The following is a 16,886-nucleotide window of genomic DNA, read 5'->3' on the forward strand; positions in this document are numbered from 1 at the left end:
CGGCAGGTGAGCGATCCGTGAGTGCCCCCGCCCACACTGTTGTCCAGGTCGCCCACCGGCGGCCCACACCTGATTTCGAAAGGCATCCGCATGAGCATCAGCTCCGACTGGGCGATCGAAGCCCACGGCCTCGTGAAGACCTTCGGCGACAACCGGGCGGTCGACGGCGTCGACCTCTCGGTCCGCACCGGCACCGTCTACGGCGTCCTCGGCCCGAACGGCGCCGGCAAGACCACCACCATCAGCATGCTGGCGACGCTCCTGCGTCCTGACGCCGGCACCGCCACCGTCTTCGGTCACGACATCCAGCGGGAGTCGCAGGTCGTGCGCCAGCTCATCGGCGTGACCGCGCAGTTCGCGTCCGTCGACGAGAACCTCTCGGCCACCGAGAACCTCGTCATCTTCTCGCGACTGCTCGGACTCGGCCGCGCGGAGGCGAAGCGCAAGAGCGCGGAACTCCTCGAGGAGTTCGGCCTGAGCGACGCGGCGTCGCGACCCCTGAAGAAGTTCTCCGGCGGCATGCGTCGTCGTCTCGACCTCGCGGCGAGCCTCATCGCCCAGCCTCCCCTCATCTTCCTCGACGAGCCGACCACGGGCCTCGACCCGCGGACCCGCGCGCAGATGTGGGACACGATCCGACGCCTGGTCGCGACGGGCTCGACCGTCCTCCTGACCACCCAGTACCTCGACGAGGCGGACCAGCTCGCCGACCGGATCGCCGTCATCGACCGCGGTCTCGTGGTCGCCGAGGGCACCTCCGACGAGCTGAAGGCCTCCGTCGGCGAGTCGTCGCTGCAGCTGCGGCTCGCGGATCCCACCGACCTGGAGGATGCACGTCGGGTCATCTCGAGCGTCCTCGGCGTCGACACCATCGTTTCGCCGGAGGCCACCCGCATCACGGCCCCGATGCGCGACCCCGACGCCGTGACCGACCTCTTCATCACGCTCCGGGAAGCCGGGATCCGGCTCGCGGAGATGAGCGTCCAGAAGCCGACACTCGACGAGGTCTTCCTCACCCTCACCGGGCACGGCGTCGAGGCGGACGACGCCGACGCCACGTCCGACACCGATTCCCTCGACACCGCAGAGCAGGTCCACGCATGAGCACGATCACCATCACCCCGGCCGCAGACCGGTCCCTCCGGAACCACGTCAGCCTCTCGCAGACGGTCCGCAACTCCTTCACCATGGCGTACCGCGGACTGCTCAAGATCAAGCGCACGCCCGAGCAGCTGATCGACGTGACGGTCCAGCCGATCATCTTCACGCTGATGTTCACGTACATCTTCGGCGGCGCGATCGCCGGCGACGTCGCGAGCTATCTGCCGATCATCATCCCGGGCATCCTGGTCCAGACCGTCATCACGACCTCGGTCGTGACCGGCATCCAGCTCCGCGAGGACATGGACAAGGGCGTGTTCGACCGCTTCAAGTCGATGCCCATCGCCCGCATCGCACCGCTGGCCGGTGCCCTCCTCGCCGACACGGTGCGCTACACGATCGCCACGACGCTCACCTTCGCGATGGGCTTCGTCATGGGGTACCGACCGGAGGGCGGCATCGGCTTCGTGGCCCTCGCCGGCCTCCTCGTGATCGTCTGCGCCTGGGCCATCAGCTGGATCTTCGCGTTCTTCGGGGTCATCGCCCGGAGCGCGAGCAGCGTGCAGGGCATCTCGTTCCTCGTCCTGTTCCCGCTCACGTTCCTCTCGAACGCCTTCGTGAACCCGGAGACGATGCCGAGCTTCCTCCAGGGCTTCGTGGACGTGAACCCCGTCTCGCACCTCGTGACCGCGGTCCGCGACCTCGCGAACACGGGTGTCTTCGGCGGCGACGCCTGGCTGGCGCTCCTCGGAGCCGCCGTCATCGTCGCGGTCTTCGCACCGCTCACCGTGCGGGCGTACATGCGCCGCGCCTGACGACGAGACGACCGCAGCGACCGATCAGCGCGCCGCCAGGGCAGGACTGCCGAGCAGTTCGAACGCCCTGGCGGCGCTCTCGTGCGCCTGCAGGGTGAGGGTCCGCTCGGCGAGGCGGTCGCGCTCGGTCGCCGTGAGGCGCGCCGCCGCTGCTGCCTCGTGTGGTGTGCGGACGAGCGATGGGATGTCCTGACGGGAGGCGAGCGCACTGGCGAGCGCGACGAGCTCGGCGCCGATCAACCGCACCTCGGCGTCGTCCGAGCGGACGTACCAGGCGCCGAGGGCGATGACGGTGGAGCCCAGCACCGGTCGGTCGAACCGGTTCGGGAGGAGGCGTCCCAGCGCGATGGTGCGGGTGCGGACCCGCCGCGCGAGACGCTGGACCTCGGTGGCGTCCGGGACACCGTCCAGCACGGCGGCGGCGATCGCGGCGGAGCCGACGAGGGTGAACCACGGCGATCGGCGCGACTCACCCGGAGCGAACGCCACGAGCGCCTTCCCGTAGAGCTCGGCTCCCCGTGCGGCGTCGCCCTGTGCCCGCGCGATCTCGGCGAGACCGGCCCAGCCGATCGACCGCCGTTCGGGGAGCGGGGCGAACGCGGAGAACGAGACGTCGTCCGAGAGGAACCGGTCGAGCACGGTGGTGGCGGCGGCGTGGTCACCGCGGGCGATGTCGCCGATCGCGATCAGCCACTCGAGTTGACGGAGGTCCGCCTCGGCACCGATCGCGGTCAGCCCCTCGGCAGCGCGGGCCGCCCAGACGAGCGCCTCCTCCGGCTCGTCGTTCTGGCTGTGCAGCTGGGCGAGCATGTGCGCGCTCATGGCGGCGCCCCAGACGTCCCCGAGCGCGAGCGAGAGGTCGTTCGCGCGCACGGCGGCCGCCTCGGCGGCGCGGGGGTCGCCGTCGTTCTCCGCCGCCTGGGCCGACATGAGGTTTCCGAGGTTCGCGACGTGCGGGTCGGTCGACCGGGAGTACTCGCGGAGGAGGGCCTCCGCGCGTTCGGGGCGACCCGCGACCAGCAACAGGCCCACCATCGCGCGCATCCGTGGGGCCTGTGTCGTCCGCGCCCGTTCGAGTCGGCGGAGCACGCCGATCGCCCGCGCGGACGTCCGGGGATCGGTGGCGAGGAAGGTCACGGTGATGATGGCGACGGCGATGGCCGGGGTATCGGTCGACACCGACTCCGGGTCCTGATGGCGGAGCACGTCGAGGACGGCCGTTCCGAAGACCAGGACCTCCTGATGCGCGCTGCGGATCGTCCAGAAGAGGGCGAGTCCTGCGAAGACCGGGGCGACGACATCGGCGCGATCGTCGGCGACAGCCCCGCGCAGCACGTCCACCAGGGTGTCCTGTTCGAGGGCGAGGCGCGCGAACGCCGCCACCTGTCGCGGTCCCTGCATGGCGGGGAGGAGCGTCTCCGCGAGTGCGACCGCCCACGTCCGAGTGCGGTCGAGTACGAGGTCGTCCTCGTGCGCCTCGGCGGACTTGATCGCGCCGAACTCGCGGACCGTCTCGAGCATCCGGAATCGGACGGTCCCAGTGGCCGGGTCGTCCTGCACGGTGAGCAACGACTGGCCGACGAGCGCGTCGAGCGCTTCCACGACCTCGACCTCGGGGGCGAGCGCTGCAGCCGCCTCCAGATCGAAGCCGTCGGGGAACCGGGACATGCGACGGAGGACGACACGTTCGTGCTCGCCCAGGAGGTTCCAACTCCAGTCGATGACGGCGAGCAGGGTGCGGTGGCGCTCAGGAGCACTGCGATCACCGGCGGTCAGCAGGGTGAAGCGGTTCCCGAGTCGTCGCTCCACCTCCTCGACCGACATGGATCTGGTGCGCGCCGCCGCGAGTTCGATCGCCAGCGGGGAGCCGTCGAGTCTCGCGCAGAGACGTGCTGTGACGTCGAGTGGCACATGGAGTCCCGGACGGGCGGCGCGCGCACGCTCGACGAACAGCCGCACCGCCGGGCCCGCGTGTTCGAGGTCGGTGCCGTCCACGGCAGCGTCCAGCGGGTCGAGTTGGTAGACGTGCTCGGCGGCGATCGACAACGGGCTCCGACTCGTCGCGAGGACGCGGAGGTCGCCGGCCCAGGCCAGCGCATCGGCGATCCAGCGCGCCGCCGCATCCACGAGGTGCTCGCAGTTGTCCATCACGAGCAGCGTCGGCCGCTCCGAGAGTCGGTCGATGATGCGCTCGTGCAGCTCGACCGGTTGCACCATGATCGCTTCGCTCAGCCGACGCGGGGTCGGGGCCTCGCGGATGCCGAGTGCGGTCGCGACCGCGAGTGGCAGATCCTCCGGGTCCCGTACGCTCGCCAGTTCCACCACGACGACGCCGGGCGTGGTCGTGGTGGCACGCCGGGCGACCTCCTGGGCGAGTCGGGTCTTCCCGAGGCCACCGGGGCCGAGGATCGTGGTCAGGCGGACCTCGGACACGAGCGTGCCGATCGCATCGAGGTCGGCGTCGCGACCGAGGAGCTCGTTCGGCGCCGTCCGGAGTCCGAGCACCATGCTGGAGACCCGGGCGGTCGCTGGTGTGGCCGCCGGCGGAGACGGCTCGACGGCGTCCTGCAGGAGCGACGCGTGTGCCGCGACCAGCGCCGACGTCGGGTCGGCGCCGAGTTCGTCCCGGAGCCGGTGACGGTGGTCTGCGAAGAGCCGCATCGCATCGGAGCGACGTCCGCTCTGCGCGTAGGCGTTGAAGAGCATCAGCTGGGTGGTGTCGTCGAGTGGATCGGCGGCGACGAGCGCCTCGAGATCGGTGATGACGGCCGCGCCGTCGCCGAGCTCGAGGCGGCTCTGGGCACGCACCCGGCGGAGCTCGTCGCGGAGCCGCGCCGCGCGGTGCGCCAGCTCGTCGCCGAGCGGGCCGTCCAGTTCCGCGCCTGGATCACCGGTCCAGAGGAGGAGCGCGTCCCGGGCGAGCGTGCCCGCGGTGTGCGGGTCGGCGGCGCGGATAGCCGTCGACGCCGCATCGGCGGCCTGCGCGGCGACGCGGAGGTCGACCAGGGACTGGTCGATCGACAGTCGATACCCGGCAGCCGAGGAGTCGATGAGGTCCGGCGCCGACACGGCGCGCACCCGTGAGACCAGGGTCTGCAGCGCGGCTTTGGCACCTGCGGGCGGTGCGTCGTCCCACAGCTCGTCGATGAGGGCGGCCGTCGACACGGCGCGCCCGTCCGCGAGCACCAGGATCGTCACCAGCGCTTTGGCGAGCCGGCCGCCGGGTTCGACGAGCCGACCGGTGCGTCCCTCGACGAGCACCGGCCCCAGGACGGTCACTCGGAGGTTCGACGCAGGCACGTCACGAGTGTATCCACGGCTCGTTACTTGGACCGGCCCGGTCACTGAGCCGTCCCCGGTCACTGAGCCTGTCGAAGTGCGACCTGCCGACGAGTTCAGGGAACCGAGGCGTCAGCGCAGGGTCTTGCGGGCGGTGATCTGCCCGGTGTCGAAGCCGAGCAGGTGGAGGCCACCGTGGAACCGGGCGTGCTCCACCTTGATGCAGCGGTCCATCACGACGTTCAGACCCTTCGACTCGCCGTACTCGGCGGCCTCCTGGTTCCAGATGCCGAGCTGCACCCAGACGGTCGGTGCTCCGATGGCGACGACCTCGTCGATGACCTGGGGGATGTCGCTCGCCTTGCGGAAGACGTCGACGATGTCGGGTACCTCCGGCAGGGAGGCGAGGTCGGGGTAGGCGGGCTGACCGAGGATCTCCGTGGCGTTCGGGTTCACGAAGTAGATCGTGAAGTCGCTCGACTGCTGCAGGTAGGTGCCCACGAAGTACGAGGAACGCGCCGGGTTCGGGGAGGCGCCGACGATCGCGACGGACTTCGCCTCGCGGAGGAGCTTCAGGCGGGCCTTCGCGTCGGGGCCCGCCCACGTGCGCTGCGAACGCAGCAGCTTCGCGAGCGGCGAATCGGCAGGCAGCGAGCAGGTGAGGCCGTTGGTGAGCCGGACCGTCTCGGTCGCGTCCTGGTCGGTCACGGTCGCGGTCGCATCCGCACCGGTCACTGTCGCGTCCACACCGGTCGCGGTCGCGTCCACACCGGTCACGGTCGCGTCCACAACGGTCACTGAGCTTGTCGAAGTGCTCATGCCACTACTCCTTCACCGCTGCGGCGAGCGCCTGGTCGAGGTCGTAGATGATGTCGTCAGGGTCCTCGATGCCGACGCTCAGCCGGACGATGCCCGGCAGCACACCGGCGTCGACGAGCTGCTGGTCGGACAGCTGCGCGTGCGTCGTCGATGCGGGGTGGATGATGAGCGTCTTCGCGTCGCCGATGTTCGCCAGGTGGGTCGCGAGGTCGACGGACTCGATGAGCTTCTGGCCGACCTGACGGCCACCCTTCACCTCGAAGCTGAAGACCGAGCCCGGCCCCTTCGGCAGGTACTTGTTCGCGCGCTCGTGGTGCGGGTGGGCCGGGAGCCCGGCCCAGTTGACGGCGGCGATGCGCGGGTCGGCGTCGAGCCACTCGGCGACGATCCGCGCGTTGTCGACGTGGGCCTGGATCCGGAACGGCAGCGTCTCGACGCCCTGGGCGAGGAGGAAGGCCGAGTGCGGTGCGAGCGCCGGACCGATGTCGCGGAGCTGCTCGGCGCGCAGCCGGGTGAGGAAGGCGTACTCGCCGAAGTTGCCCGACCACTGCAGGCCGCCGTAGCTCGGGACGGGCTGGCCGAACAGGGGGAACTTGTCGGTGTTCCAGTCGAAGCGCCCGCTCTCGACGACGACACCGCCGAGGGTCGTTCCGTGGCCGCCGAGGAACTTGGTGGCCGAGTGCGTGACGATGTCGGCACCCCACTCGATCGGGCGGTTGAGGTAGGGCGTCGCGATGGTCGAGTCGATGATGAGCGGAATGCCGTGCGCGTGCGCGACGTCGGCGAGGCCCTCGATGTCGGCGATCTCGCCCGAGGGGTTCGCGACCGTCTCTGCGAAGACGAGCTTCGTGTTCTCCTGGATGGCGGCGGCGTAGTCGGCGGCGTCGGAGGACTGCACGAAGGTGGTCTCGATGCCGAACCGGCGGAGGGTGACGTCGAGCTGCGTGATCGAGCCGCCGTAGAGGTTGGCCGAGGCGACGATGTGGTCGCCCTGTCCGGCCAGCGAGGCGAAGGTGATGTACTGCGCGGCGAGGCCGGAGGCGGTCGCGACGGCACCGAGGCCGCCCTCGAGGCTGGCGATGCGCTCCTCGAAGCTCGCGACCGTCGGGTTGGCGAGGCGGGAGTAGATGTTCCCGTACTTCTGCAGGGCGAAGCGGGCGGCGGCGTCGGCGGTGTCGTCGAAGACGAAGGCGCTCGACTGGTAGATGGGCAGCGCCCGTGCGCCGGTCACCTGGTCGGGGATGTTGCCCGCGTGGATCGCACGCGTGCGGAAGCCATACTCACGATCTGCCATGGGTTCACGCTACCGGAGCGCCGTCGAGCGCTTCACCGTGCTGCAACATTGCGTCGCATTCGACCGCACTGCACAGGGCCTGCCCAGGGCGTCGGCGTATCGTGTGGGACACAGCCCTCATAGGGCTGCCGGACGAGGGCGCAGTACCCGGAACGCGACAAGACTGACCACTGGGGAGTGATCGTCATGTCTTGGATCGTACTCATCGCGTCCGGGGTCCTGGAAGCCGTCTGGGCCACCGCGCTCGGCAAGTCCGAAGGCTTCACGAAGCTCTGGCCGACCGTGACGTTCGCGGGGGCGCTCGTGCTCAGCATGGCCGGCCTCGCCTGGGCCATGCGCGACATCCCGGTGGGCACCGCCTACGCGGTCTGGGTCGGGATCGGCGCAGCGCTCACCGTCGGATACGCCATGACCTTCGGCGGCGAGCAGCTGTCGGTCGTCAAGGTGCTGCTCATCCTCGGGCTCATCGGCTGCGTCATCGGCCTGAAGATCGTGGGCGGCGAGCACTAGCCGCGCTGGTCGGGCACGCACCCCTTCCTCAGGCCAGGTGCACCGCTCCGAGCGCGAGCACCGCGATGAGGAGCCAGGAGACGAGCCCGACGACGAGCGCGCGCCACCCGGTGGTGACGAGCGTGCGGACGCGGATCGCGGCGCCGAGTGCGAAGAGCGCCATCGCCAGCAGTGCGGTCTGCACGCCGTCGGCGACGTCGAGGACGAGCTCGGGCACCGGGAGCAGGGTGCGGACGAGGACCGCGGCGATGAAGCCCGCGACGAACAGCGGGACGATCGGCGGTCGGGCTGCGGTCGCGGTCCCGTCGGCATCGACCTGAGCACCGGCGCCGGCCGACACCGCCAGGAGTCGGCGGCGCTCGATCGTCGCGGCGGCGGCGACCATGGGGGCGAGGAGCACGACGCGGGTCAGCTTGACGACGACGGCGATCGCGAGTGCGCTCGTGCCGGCGATCTGGGCGGTCGCGACGACCTGACCCACGTCGTGCACGCTCGCCCCCACCCAGTGGCCGAACTGCTCGTCACTGAGCCCGAGTGGGCCGCGGAGTGCCGGGAGGACGAAGATCGCGAGGGTCCCGCAGAGGGTGACGAGCGCGACGGGCGTCGCCTGCTCCTCGTCCTTCGCCTTCACGACGCCGCTCATCGCGCCGATGGCGGAGGCGCCGCAGATGGAGAAGCCCGTGGCGATGAGGAGCGGTTCGGGGCCCGCGAGCCCCAGTCTCCGGCCGAGCCAGAGGGTGACGAAGAAGGTGACGACGACGATCGCGACCGTGGTGGCGAGGGTGACCCACCCGAGGCCGGCGATGTCGACGAGGCTCAGCTTCAGCCCCAGCAGGACGACGCCGATCCGCATGAACCGTTTCGCGCTCATGCCGAGTCCGGGCTTCAGGACACCCGCCGCGAGCCGCTGGAACGGCGGAAGCTGGCCCACCACCATGCCGAGCAGGACGCTCGCGGTCAGCAGGGGGACGACCGGCAGAAGGGTGTGGAGGCCCAGGGCGGCGAGCGCCGCTGCACCGGCGACGAGCACCCCTGGGAGCGCCTTCATCGTCGTCCTCCCGTCACACCCATGACGGCAACCAGGCGTGCAGGTGCCAGAACCAGTAGGGCACGGTGATGGCGGTCCAGAGCGGATACCAGAAGATGCTCAACAGCGTCGTGATGGTCACGAACACCCCGATGACGCCGACGCCGGCGAACCGTCGTTCCTCCGGGTCGTCGCGGGACCCGAGGATCTTCCCGATCGCGAAGACGAGCGCCAGGATGAGGTACGGCTCGAAGACGATCGTGTAGAACTGGAACACCGTCCGGTTCAGGTAGAGCAGCCAGGGCAGGTACCCCGCTGCGACCCCGAGGACGATGAGCCCGACCTGCCACTCGCGGTACCGGACGAGCCGGTAGACGCAGTACCCGAGCGCGACGGCGGCGCCCCACCAGATGAGCGGGTTGCCGATCGAGGTGATCGCGGAGGAGCAGGCGTCCCACGCGCAGCCGTCGGTCCCGGTGGCGGGGGACTGGTAGTACATGCTCGTCGGCCGGATCATGAGCAGCCAGCCGAGCGGGTTCGCGGCGTAGGGGTGCGGGGTGCTGAGGCCGACGTGGAAGCTGTAGGCGCTCTGGTGGTAGTGCAGGAGGCTCTGGAACCAGTGGGGGACCCACGCGAAGGTCCCGGTCCAGGCGTTCCCCACCGCGTCCGCCCACTGGCGGTCGTACCCGCCGGACGTCCTGATCCACCCGGTCCAGCTGGCGAGGTACACGACGGCGGCCACCGGGACGAGGGTCACGAAGGACACGGGGCCCTGCTTGAGGACCGCCGCGCTCGCCCACAGGCGGAGGCCCAGTCGGCGTCGGAGCAGGAGATCCGTGACGATCACGTACACGCCGAACGCGGCGAGGAAGTACAGTCCGTTCCACTTGACCGCGGTGGCCGCGCCGAACGCGACCCCTGCGGCGAGCAGCCACGGCCGCCACCAGAGGACGGGACCCCAGGCCGGATCGGCGCCCCTCGCCCGGGCGGACGCGACCTTCGCCGCCAGGCGTGACGCGTGCCACGACCGGTCCAACAGGATCGCGCCGAATCCCGCGAGCACGAAGAACATCACGAAGTTGTCGAGCAGCGAGACCCGGGCCATGACGATCGCGTGCCCGTCGATCGCGAACAGGAACCCGGCCAGGACGGCGAGGATCGACGAGGTGAACAACCGCTTGGCGATGAGCGTGACGAGCAGGACCGCGAGCGTTCCGGCGATCACGGTGGAGATGCGCCAACCGGTGCTGTCGTCGATGCCGAACACGGCGATGCCGAGCGCGATCAGCCACTTGCCGAGTGGTGGGTGCACGACGTAGGAGGGATTCGTGCTCGGGCTGCCCGCGTCGCCGTTCGCGAAGCCCTCGTCGGCCCCGTCCGGCCAGGTGCTCTCGTAGCCGTTCAGCCACAGCGACCACGAGTCCTTCACGTAGAAGGTCTCGTCGAAGACGAGCGAGTGCGGGTGACCGAGGTTCCAGAACCGCAGCACGAACGCGAGGAGCGTCACGGCGGCTGGGCCGCCCCAGATCCAGAGCTTCCGGCGGCGCTCGGTGCGGAGCATCCGCTCCCACCAGCGGTCGAGGCGGGATCCCGTCACAGGGGCTTCCAGAAGATCGACCGACACCGTCTCATCTAACCACCCCGACCGGATGGGAGACTGGTCCGGTGATCATCCTCGGAGCGACCCCCATCGGCAACCTCGGCGATGCGTCGCCACGACTCCGGGAGGCGCTGGCCGCGGCGGAGGTCATCGTCGCCGAGGACACCCGGACGGCCATCCACCTGCTGCGCGCCCTCGGTGTGGAATCGCGGCCGCGGCTCATCGCCATGCACGACCACAACGAGCGCGAACGTGCCGCCGAGATCGTCGAACTGGCCCGCGAGACCGACGTCCTCGTGCTCAGCGACGCCGGCATGCCGACCGTGTCCGACCCCGGCTTCCACCTCGTCGACGCGGCGGCGGCCGCAGACGTCCAGGTCACCGCGATCCCCGGGCCGTCGGCGGTCGTGACGGCGCTCGCCGTGTCCGGCCTCGCGACCGACCGCTTCACCTTCGAGGGGTTCCTCCCGCGGAAGCCGGGCGACCGACGCAGCAGCCTCCGAGCCCTCGCGACCGAGCCGCGCACGATGGTGTTCTTCGAATCGCCCAACCGACTCGCCTCCTCCCTCGAGGACATCGCCTCCGTGCTCGGAGCCGATCGTCGCGTGGCGGTGTGCCGGGAGCTCACCAAGCTGTTCGAGGAGGTCAAGCGGGGGACGGCCGCTGAACTGGCCGAATGGGCGTCCGGGGGTGTGAAGGGCGAGATCTGCATCGTCATCGCCGGTGCTGAGGCCGTCGAGGCCGATCCGGCCACCGCGCTCGAGCAGGTACTCGCGCTCGTGGCCTCGGGCACACGCCTGAAGGACGCCTCCAACGAGGTCGCCGAGGCCACCGGCCTCTCGAAGCGCGACCTGTACCAGGCGGCCCTCGCAGCCCGGCCTCCGAAAGCGTCGCCGGACGCGCAGGTGCGTCCCTCGCCGTAACAGGCACGGTGGCCACGCCCGCTCGTCCTAGGATTGACCCCATGGCCGACGGCAACTCGTTCTACATCACCACGCCCATCTTCTACGTCAACGATGCCCCGCACATCGGGCACGCCTACACGGAGGTGGCCGCGGACGTCCTCGCGCGCTGGCACCGTCAGGCCGGCGACCGCACCTGGTTCCTGACCGGGACCGACGAGCACGGCCAGAAGATCCTGCGCACGGCGACCGCGAACGGCGTGACGCCGAAGGAGTGGGCCGACAAGCTTGTGAGCGAGTCCTGGTACCCGCTGCTCGACACGATCGACATCTCGAACGACGACTTCATCCGCACGACGGACGTGCGGCACGAACAGAACGTCCAGCTCTTCCTCCAGCGCCTGTACGACGCCGGCTTCATCTACGCCGGTGAGTTCGAGGGGTACTACTGCGTCGGCTGTGAGGAGTACAAGCAGGAGAGCGACCTCGTGCAGGGCACCGGCGAGTACGTCGGGCAGCTCGTGTGCGCGATCCACTCGAAGCCGGTCGAACTGCTCCAGGAGAGCAACTACTTCTTCCGCATGAGCGACTTCGCCGAGCGCCTGCTGGCCCTCTACGAGGAGCGACCGGAGTTCGTGCAGCCGGAGTCGGCGCGCAACGAGGTCATCCAGTTCGTGCGCCAGGGGCTCAAAGACCTGTCCATCTCCCGCTCGACATTCGACTGGGGCATCAAGGTCCCATGGGACGAGAGCCACGTCGTCTACGTGTGGTTCGACGCCCTGCTCAACTACATCACCGCCGCCGGGTACGGCTCCGACGAGGAGGCGTTCGCCGAGCGCTGGCCCGCCACGCAGATCGTCGGCAAGGACATCCTGCGGTTCCACGCGGTCATCTGGCCGGCCATGCTCATGGCCGCCGGGCTCGAGGTCCCGAAGCGGGTCTTCGGTCACGGCTGGCTGCTGGTCGGCGGCGAGAAGATGTCGAAGTCGAAGCTGACCGGTATCGCACCGAGTGAGATCACCGACACCTTCGGATCCGACGCGTTCCGCTATTACTTCATGCGCGCCATCGCGTTCGGGCAGGACGGTTCGTTCAGCTGGGAGGACCTCTCCGCGCGGTACCAGGCGGAGCTCGCGAACGGCTTCGGCAACCTCGCGTCGCGCGTGCTCGCCATGGTGACGCGGTACTTCGACGGCGTCGTGCCGGCGAGTGGCCCCGCCGGACCGGCCGACGTGGCCATCCAGGAGACGGTCGCCCGGGCTGCTGCGGACGCCGACGCCGCGATCGAGCGTCTCGCCATCCAGGACGCGCTCGCGGCCATCTGGCGGATCGTCGACGAGCTGAACGGCTACATCACCGAGCAGGAGCCGTGGGCGCTCGCGAAGGACGAGGCCGAGCGGGAGCGGCTCGGCACTGTGCTCGCCACGGCGGTCGAGGGCCTGCGCGCCCTGTCGGTCCTGCTCCACCCCTTCGTCCCGAAGGCGACCACCAAGCTGTGGTCCGCCCTCGGCGCTGAAGCCGCCCTCGGCGAGCTCGGCGCACAGCGCATCGGCGACGTCGGCACCTGGGGGCAGCTGCCCGCCGGCACCTCGGTTGCAGGGCTCGAGCCCCTGTTCCCGCGGATCGAGGCCGTCGCCGAATGAGCGGGGGCGTCGCGCCGGATCCGGCCGCCACACCGCACCTGCGGCAGCGCGAAGCGGGGGAGCGGAAGCAGCTGAGCTACCCCGAGGTTCCTGAGGCGCTGCCGGTCGCGGTCTACGACAACCACACGCACCTCGAGCACGCCGACGGCGACGCCCCGCTGACCCCGTCGGAGCACTTGGACCGTGCGGCCTCCGTCGGGGTCCGCGGCATCGTGCAGGTCGGCACCGACGTGGAGACCTCGCGTTGGTCGGCGGCGATCGCCGCTCGTGACCCCCGCGTGCTCGCGGCGGTCGCGATCCACCCCAACGACGCACCGGACCTCGACCGCGCGGGCACCCTGGACGAGGCGCTGGCCGAGATCGACCGTCTGGCGGCGGAGCCTCGCGTCCGCGCCGTCGGCGAGACCGGCCTCGACTTCTTCCGCACCGAGGAGGACGGCCGCGCGGCGCAGTTCGCATCGTTCGAAGCGCACATCGCCATCGCGAAGCGCCACGGTGTCGCACTGCAGATCCACGATCGCGACGCCCACGACGAGGTCGTCGAGACGCTCCTGCGAGTGGGCGCTCCGGAACGCACCGTCTTCCACTGCTTCTCGGGCGGCCCGGAGCTCGCCGAGCTGTGCGCCGAGCACGGCTGGTACGCCTCCTTCGCCGGGACGGTCACGTTCAAGAACGCCGCACCGCTGCGTGAGGCGCTCGCGATCATGCCCCGCGAGTTGATCATGGTCGAGACCGATGCGCCCTACCTCACGCCCGCACCGTTCCGCGGGCGGCCGAACGCGCCGTACCTCCTCCCGTACACGGTGCGCGGTATGGCCGAGCACCTGGGTGAGGACGTCGCCGCGTTCGCGACGCAGCTCGCGACGAACACCGAGCGCGTCTACGGCTCCTGGGCCGACTGAGCGACTGAGCCCGTCGCCGAGCCTCGCGCCCGTCGCCCGACGAGGACCGGCTCCCCGATCAGGGATACTGGAGGGATGACCGCCTCCGTCGCCCTGCTCGGCCCCGCCGAGATCCGAGATCTCGCCACCCTGCTGGACGTGACGCCGACGAAGAAGCTCGGTCAGAACTTCGTCATCGACGCGAACACCGTCCGCAAGATCGTGTCGGTCGCACACGTCGCTCCGGGCGACGTCGTCGTCGAGATCGGCCCTGGACTCGGTTCGCTGACCCTCGGCCTGCTCGAGGCCGACGCGAGCGTCGTCGCCGTCGAGATCGACGGCCGGCTCGCCAAGCAGCTGCCGCTCACCGTGGGGGAGATGGCACCGGGCATGATCGACCGGTTGTCGGTCGTTCACGAGGACGCGATGCGCATCGAGGAACTCCCCGCGCAGCCCAACCGACTCGTCGCCAATCTGCCGTACAACATCTCCGTGCCCGTCCTCCTGCACTTCCTGGAGCACTTCACCTCGCTGACGGCCGGCGTCGTCATGGTGCAGGCCGAGGTCGGCTACCGGCTCGCCGCCGGCCCGGGCAGTAAGGTCTACGGCGCCCCGAGCGCGAAGGCCGCCTGGTACGGCGCGTGGCGCATCGCCGGCCAGGTGAGCCGCCAGGTGTTCTGGCCCATTCCGAACGTCGACTCCGTGCTCGTCGGATTCGAGCGACGCGCCGACGTCATCGGCACCGAGGAGGAGCGCATCAAGACCTTCGCGCTCATCGACGCGGCGTTCCAGCAGCGTCGCAAGATGCTCCGGCAGGCTCTCGGGAGCGTCCTCGGCAGCTCCCAGGCCGCGACGGAGCAGATGGAGGCCGCCGGAGTGAAACCGACGGCGCGCGGCGAGGAGCTCACGGTCCACGACTTCCTGTCGATCGTGCGTGCGGGACGATAACGTTGGCGCATGACCGCTGATGCTCGATTCCCGCTGAACGTCCCCGACATCCACCGCCCGTACGCCGCGGCGGACGACCGCTACGCGCGGAACGACTACCGCCAGGTCGGCACCTCGGGGCTCTTCCTCCCACCGATCTCGCTCGGCCTCTGGTACAACTTCGGCGACAACCGGCCGTTCGACGGGCAGCGCGCGCTCCTGCGCCACGCGTTCGACCACGGCATCACCCACTTCGACCTCGCGAACAACTACGGCCCGCCCTACGGCTCCGCCGAGACGAACTTCGGTCGCATGATGCGCGAGGACTTCGGTCCGTACCGCAACGAGCTCATCATCTCGTCGAAGGCCGGTTACGACTTCTGGCCAGGCCCGTACGGCAACTTCGGTTCGAAGAAGTACCTGACCGCGAGCCTCGACGAGTCGCTCGAACGGATGGGTCTCGACTACGTCGACGTCTTCTACTCGCACCGGGTCGACGAGGTCACGCCCATCGAGGAGACCGTGGCCGCGCTCGACGCGATCGTGCGCTCCGGCAAGGCCCTGTACGTCGGCATCTCGTCGTACTCGGCCAAGCGGACGGCCGCCGCACACGCCGTCGCTCGCGAGCTCGGCACGCCGCTCGTGATCCACCAGCCGTCGTACTCGATCCTCAACCGCTGGGTCGAGGACGGCCTCACCGAGGTGCTGACCGAGACCGGCCTCGGCGCGATCGCGTTCGTGCCGCTCGCGCAGGGGCTGCTCACCGACAAGTACCTCGGCGACGGCCCGGCCGAACGTGCGACGAACCGTCCCTCCCTGCCCGACCGCCAGGTGAGCGAGGAGATGGCGACCCGCCTCCGGTCCCTCAACGACATCGCCGTGGAGCGCGGGCAGACCCTCGCGCAGATGTCGCTCGCCTGGGTCCTGAACAACCCCGCGATCACCTCCGCCCTCATCGGTGCCTCCCGCCCCGAGCAGCTCGACGAGAACCTGGCGGCGCTCGACGGCCCCGCGTTCACGACCGAGGAGCTCGAGGAGATCGACCGACTCGCGGAGGGCGCCGACGTCAACATCTGGGCGGACTCCTCCGACAAGTGACGCGGTCTGAGGCGCCTGCTCGATCGACTAACTTGGAACAATGACCACCGAGGCCATCCTCAAGCACGTCCACGTGCGAGCACCGGGGAAGATCAACGTCTTCCTCAAAGTCGGCGAAGTGATGGACGACGGCTACCACGACGTCGCGACCGCGTACCAGGCGATCTCGCTGTACGAGGACGTGCACGCGTACCCGGCCGACGACTTCAGTGTGTCGTTCTCCGGCTCGGTGGACGTGTCGGGTGTGCCGACCGACACGAGCAACCTCGCCATCCGCGCCGCGAAGGCCCTCGCGAGACGGACCGGGTACCGCGGCGGTGTCCGGCTCGAGATCGAGAAGCACGTGCCGGTCGCCGGCGGGATGGGCGGCGGCTCAGCCGACGCCGCGGCCACGCTGCTCGCCTGTGACGCCCTCTGGGGGACCGAACGCAGCCGCGACGACCTCCTGGCGCTGGCGGCACGCCTCGGCGCCGACGTGCCCTTCGCCCTGCTCGGCGGCACCGCTGTCGGCACCGGCCGCGGCGACCAACTGAGCAGTGCGTTGGCCAAGGGGCAGTTCGAGTGGGTGCTCGCCCTCGCCGACTTCGGCATGTCGACCCCGCAGGTCTACCAGGAGCTCGACGCCCACCGGGCGCGGCACATCCTCGACATCTCTCCGTCCGGTCGCCAGCCGACGGTCGACGCCGCGGTGCTCCAGGCGTTGCGGGCGGGCGACGCCCACCTCCTCGGCGAGGTCCTCTACAACGACCTGCAGGCCGCTGCGCTGCAGCTGCGCCCGGTGCTCGGCGAGGTGCTCGAGTTCGGCGACTCCCAGGGCGCCCTCGGCAGCCTCGTCTCCGGCTCCGGGCCGACGATCGCCTTCCTGGCGGCGGACACCGACGACGCCGTCGAACTGCAGGTGACGCTCGCCTCGTCCGGGCTGAAGGTCATCCGTGCCCACGGACCGGTCCACGGTGCCCGCATCGTCTCGCAGAGCTGAGACGCGGCCCG

Annotated in this window: 14 protein-coding genes and 1 riboswitch; of the genes, 9 read left to right on the top strand and 5 right to left on the bottom strand. The window is 70.2% G+C overall.

The window, feature by feature from the left end; genetic code table 11:
• The first annotated feature begins 90 nt into the window (after window positions 1-90).
• Complete coding sequence (locus tag GV015_RS09825) at window positions 91-1,104, top strand: ATP-binding cassette domain-containing protein (RefSeq protein WP_159878123.1); 1,014 nt, start codon at window positions 91-93, stop codon at window positions 1,102-1,104.
• Complete coding sequence (locus GV015_RS09830; RefSeq protein ID WP_064296503.1) at window positions 1,101-1,916, top strand: ABC transporter permease; 816 nt, start codon at window positions 1,101-1,103, stop codon at window positions 1,914-1,916. Before GV015_RS09825 ends, GV015_RS09830 begins: the two co-directional genes overlap by 4 nt.
• A 24-nt stretch (window positions 1,917-1,940) precedes the next feature.
• On the opposite strand, the gene GV015_RS09835 is transcribed toward GV015_RS09830, so the two are convergent.
• The 3 genes from GV015_RS09835 to GV015_RS09845 all read right to left on the bottom strand — a co-directional run bounded on the left by GV015_RS09835 (window position 1,941) and on the right by GV015_RS09845 (window position 7,308).
• Window positions 1,941-5,216: a BTAD domain-containing putative transcriptional regulator gene (locus GV015_RS09835; protein WP_159878125.1), complete on the bottom strand. Its 3,276-nt coding sequence runs from the start codon at window positions 5,214-5,216 to the stop codon at window positions 1,941-1,943.
• A 111-nt stretch (window positions 5,217-5,327) separates the two neighbouring features.
• Window positions 5,328-5,819, bottom strand: coding sequence for a CoA-binding protein (locus GV015_RS09840; protein WP_370282230.1), 492 nt, complete (start codon window positions 5,817-5,819; stop codon window positions 5,328-5,330).
• Between the two features lie 199 nt (window positions 5,820-6,018).
• Window positions 6,019-7,308 carry an O-acetylhomoserine aminocarboxypropyltransferase/cysteine synthase family protein gene (locus GV015_RS09845; protein WP_159878129.1) on the bottom strand — a complete coding sequence of 430 codons (1,290 nt, stop codon included), beginning with the start codon at window positions 7,306-7,308 and terminating at the stop codon, window positions 6,019-6,021.
• 108 nt (window positions 7,309-7,416) lie between these two features.
• Window positions 7,417-7,480: riboswitch (guanidine-III (ykkC-III) riboswitch) on the top strand.
• Window positions 7,481-7,494: 14 nt separating this feature from the next.
• On the opposite strand from GV015_RS09845, the gene GV015_RS09850 reads away from it, so the two are divergent.
• Window positions 7,495-7,818, top strand: a complete 324-nt coding sequence (locus GV015_RS09850; RefSeq protein ID WP_079003866.1) for a multidrug efflux SMR transporter — start codon at window positions 7,495-7,497, stop codon at window positions 7,816-7,818.
• A 28-nt stretch (window positions 7,819-7,846) separates the two neighbouring features.
• Here GV015_RS09850 and GV015_RS09855 read toward each other — a convergent pair whose 3' ends face one another.
• Together GV015_RS09855 and GV015_RS09860 are read right to left on the bottom strand one after the other, a co-directional pair.
• Window positions 7,847-8,866, bottom strand: a complete 1,020-nt coding sequence (locus GV015_RS09855; RefSeq protein WP_159878131.1) for a YeiH family protein — start codon at window positions 8,864-8,866, stop codon at window positions 7,847-7,849.
• Window positions 8,867-8,879: 13 nt separating this feature from the next.
• Window positions 8,880-10,442 carry a dolichyl-phosphate-mannose--protein mannosyltransferase gene (locus tag GV015_RS09860; RefSeq protein WP_236555392.1) on the bottom strand — a complete coding sequence of 521 codons (1,563 nt, stop codon included), beginning with the start codon at window positions 10,440-10,442 and terminating at the stop codon, window positions 8,880-8,882.
• Window positions 10,443-10,510: 68 nt separating this feature from the next.
• Here GV015_RS09860 and rsmI point away from each other — a divergent pair, with 68 nt between their 5' ends.
• From rsmI to GV015_RS09890, 6 genes are all read left to right on the top strand, one after another.
• Window positions 10,511-11,368 (top strand): 16S rRNA (cytidine(1402)-2'-O)-methyltransferase, encoded by an 858-nt coding sequence (rsmI, locus tag GV015_RS09865; protein ID WP_159878133.1) that lies wholly within the window; start codon window positions 10,511-10,513, stop codon window positions 11,366-11,368.
• Between the two features lie 41 nt (window positions 11,369-11,409).
• Window positions 11,410-12,990: a methionine--tRNA ligase gene (metG, locus tag GV015_RS09870; protein ID WP_159878135.1), complete on the top strand. Its 1,581-nt coding sequence runs from the start codon at window positions 11,410-11,412 to the stop codon at window positions 12,988-12,990.
• The gene (locus tag GV015_RS09875) at window positions 12,987-13,892 is read left to right on the top strand and encodes a TatD family hydrolase (protein WP_159878137.1); all 906 of its coding nucleotides are present in this window, start codon (window positions 12,987-12,989) and stop codon (window positions 13,890-13,892) included. The genes metG and GV015_RS09875 overlap by 4 nt, the downstream gene beginning before the upstream one ends.
• Window positions 13,893-13,967: 75 nt before the next feature.
• Window positions 13,968-14,819, top strand: a complete 852-nt coding sequence (gene rsmA, locus GV015_RS09880) for a 16S rRNA (adenine(1518)-N(6)/adenine(1519)-N(6))-dimethyltransferase RsmA (protein ID WP_124768943.1) — start codon at window positions 13,968-13,970, stop codon at window positions 14,817-14,819.
• A gap of 9 nt (window positions 14,820-14,828) precedes the next feature.
• Window positions 14,829-15,896, top strand: coding sequence for an L-glyceraldehyde 3-phosphate reductase (gene mgrA / locus GV015_RS09885; protein WP_159878139.1), 1,068 nt, complete (start codon window positions 14,829-14,831; stop codon window positions 15,894-15,896).
• Window positions 15,897-15,936: 40 nt separating this feature from the next.
• Window positions 15,937-16,875, top strand: a complete 939-nt coding sequence (locus GV015_RS09890; protein ID WP_064296493.1) for a 4-(cytidine 5'-diphospho)-2-C-methyl-D-erythritol kinase — start codon at window positions 15,937-15,939, stop codon at window positions 16,873-16,875.
• Window positions 16,876-16,886: the final 11 nt, after the last annotated feature.

The organism is Plantibacter sp. T3 (genome assembly GCF_902506515.1).
Taxonomy (GTDB): domain Bacteria; phylum Actinomycetota; class Actinomycetes; order Actinomycetales; family Microbacteriaceae; genus Plantibacter; species Plantibacter auratus.

Coding starts and splice junctions, on each gene's coding strand:
- GV015_RS09830 (WP_064296503.1), top strand. CDS start 1,101: ATGAGCACGATCACCATCACCCCGGCCGCAGACCGGTCCCTCCGGAAC.
- GV015_RS09890 (WP_064296493.1), top strand. CDS start 15,937: ATGACCACCGAGGCCATCCTCAAGCACGTCCACGTGCGAGCACCGGGG.
- GV015_RS09825 (WP_159878123.1), top strand. CDS start 91: ATGAGCATCAGCTCCGACTGGGCGATCGAAGCCCACGGCCTCGTGAAG.
- mgrA (WP_159878139.1), top strand. CDS start 14,829: ATGACCGCTGATGCTCGATTCCCGCTGAACGTCCCCGACATCCACCGC.
- metG (WP_159878135.1), top strand. CDS start 11,410: ATGGCCGACGGCAACTCGTTCTACATCACCACGCCCATCTTCTACGTC.
- GV015_RS09850 (WP_079003866.1), top strand. CDS start 7,495: ATGTCTTGGATCGTACTCATCGCGTCCGGGGTCCTGGAAGCCGTCTGG.
- GV015_RS09855 (WP_159878131.1), bottom strand. CDS start 8,866: ATGAAGGCGCTCCCAGGGGTGCTCGTCGCCGGTGCAGCGGCGCTCGCC.
- GV015_RS09875 (WP_159878137.1), top strand. CDS start 12,987: ATGAGCGGGGGCGTCGCGCCGGATCCGGCCGCCACACCGCACCTGCGG.
- rsmA (WP_124768943.1), top strand. CDS start 13,968: ATGACCGCCTCCGTCGCCCTGCTCGGCCCCGCCGAGATCCGAGATCTC.
- GV015_RS09845 (WP_159878129.1), bottom strand. CDS start 7,308: ATGGCAGATCGTGAGTATGGCTTCCGCACGCGTGCGATCCACGCGGGC.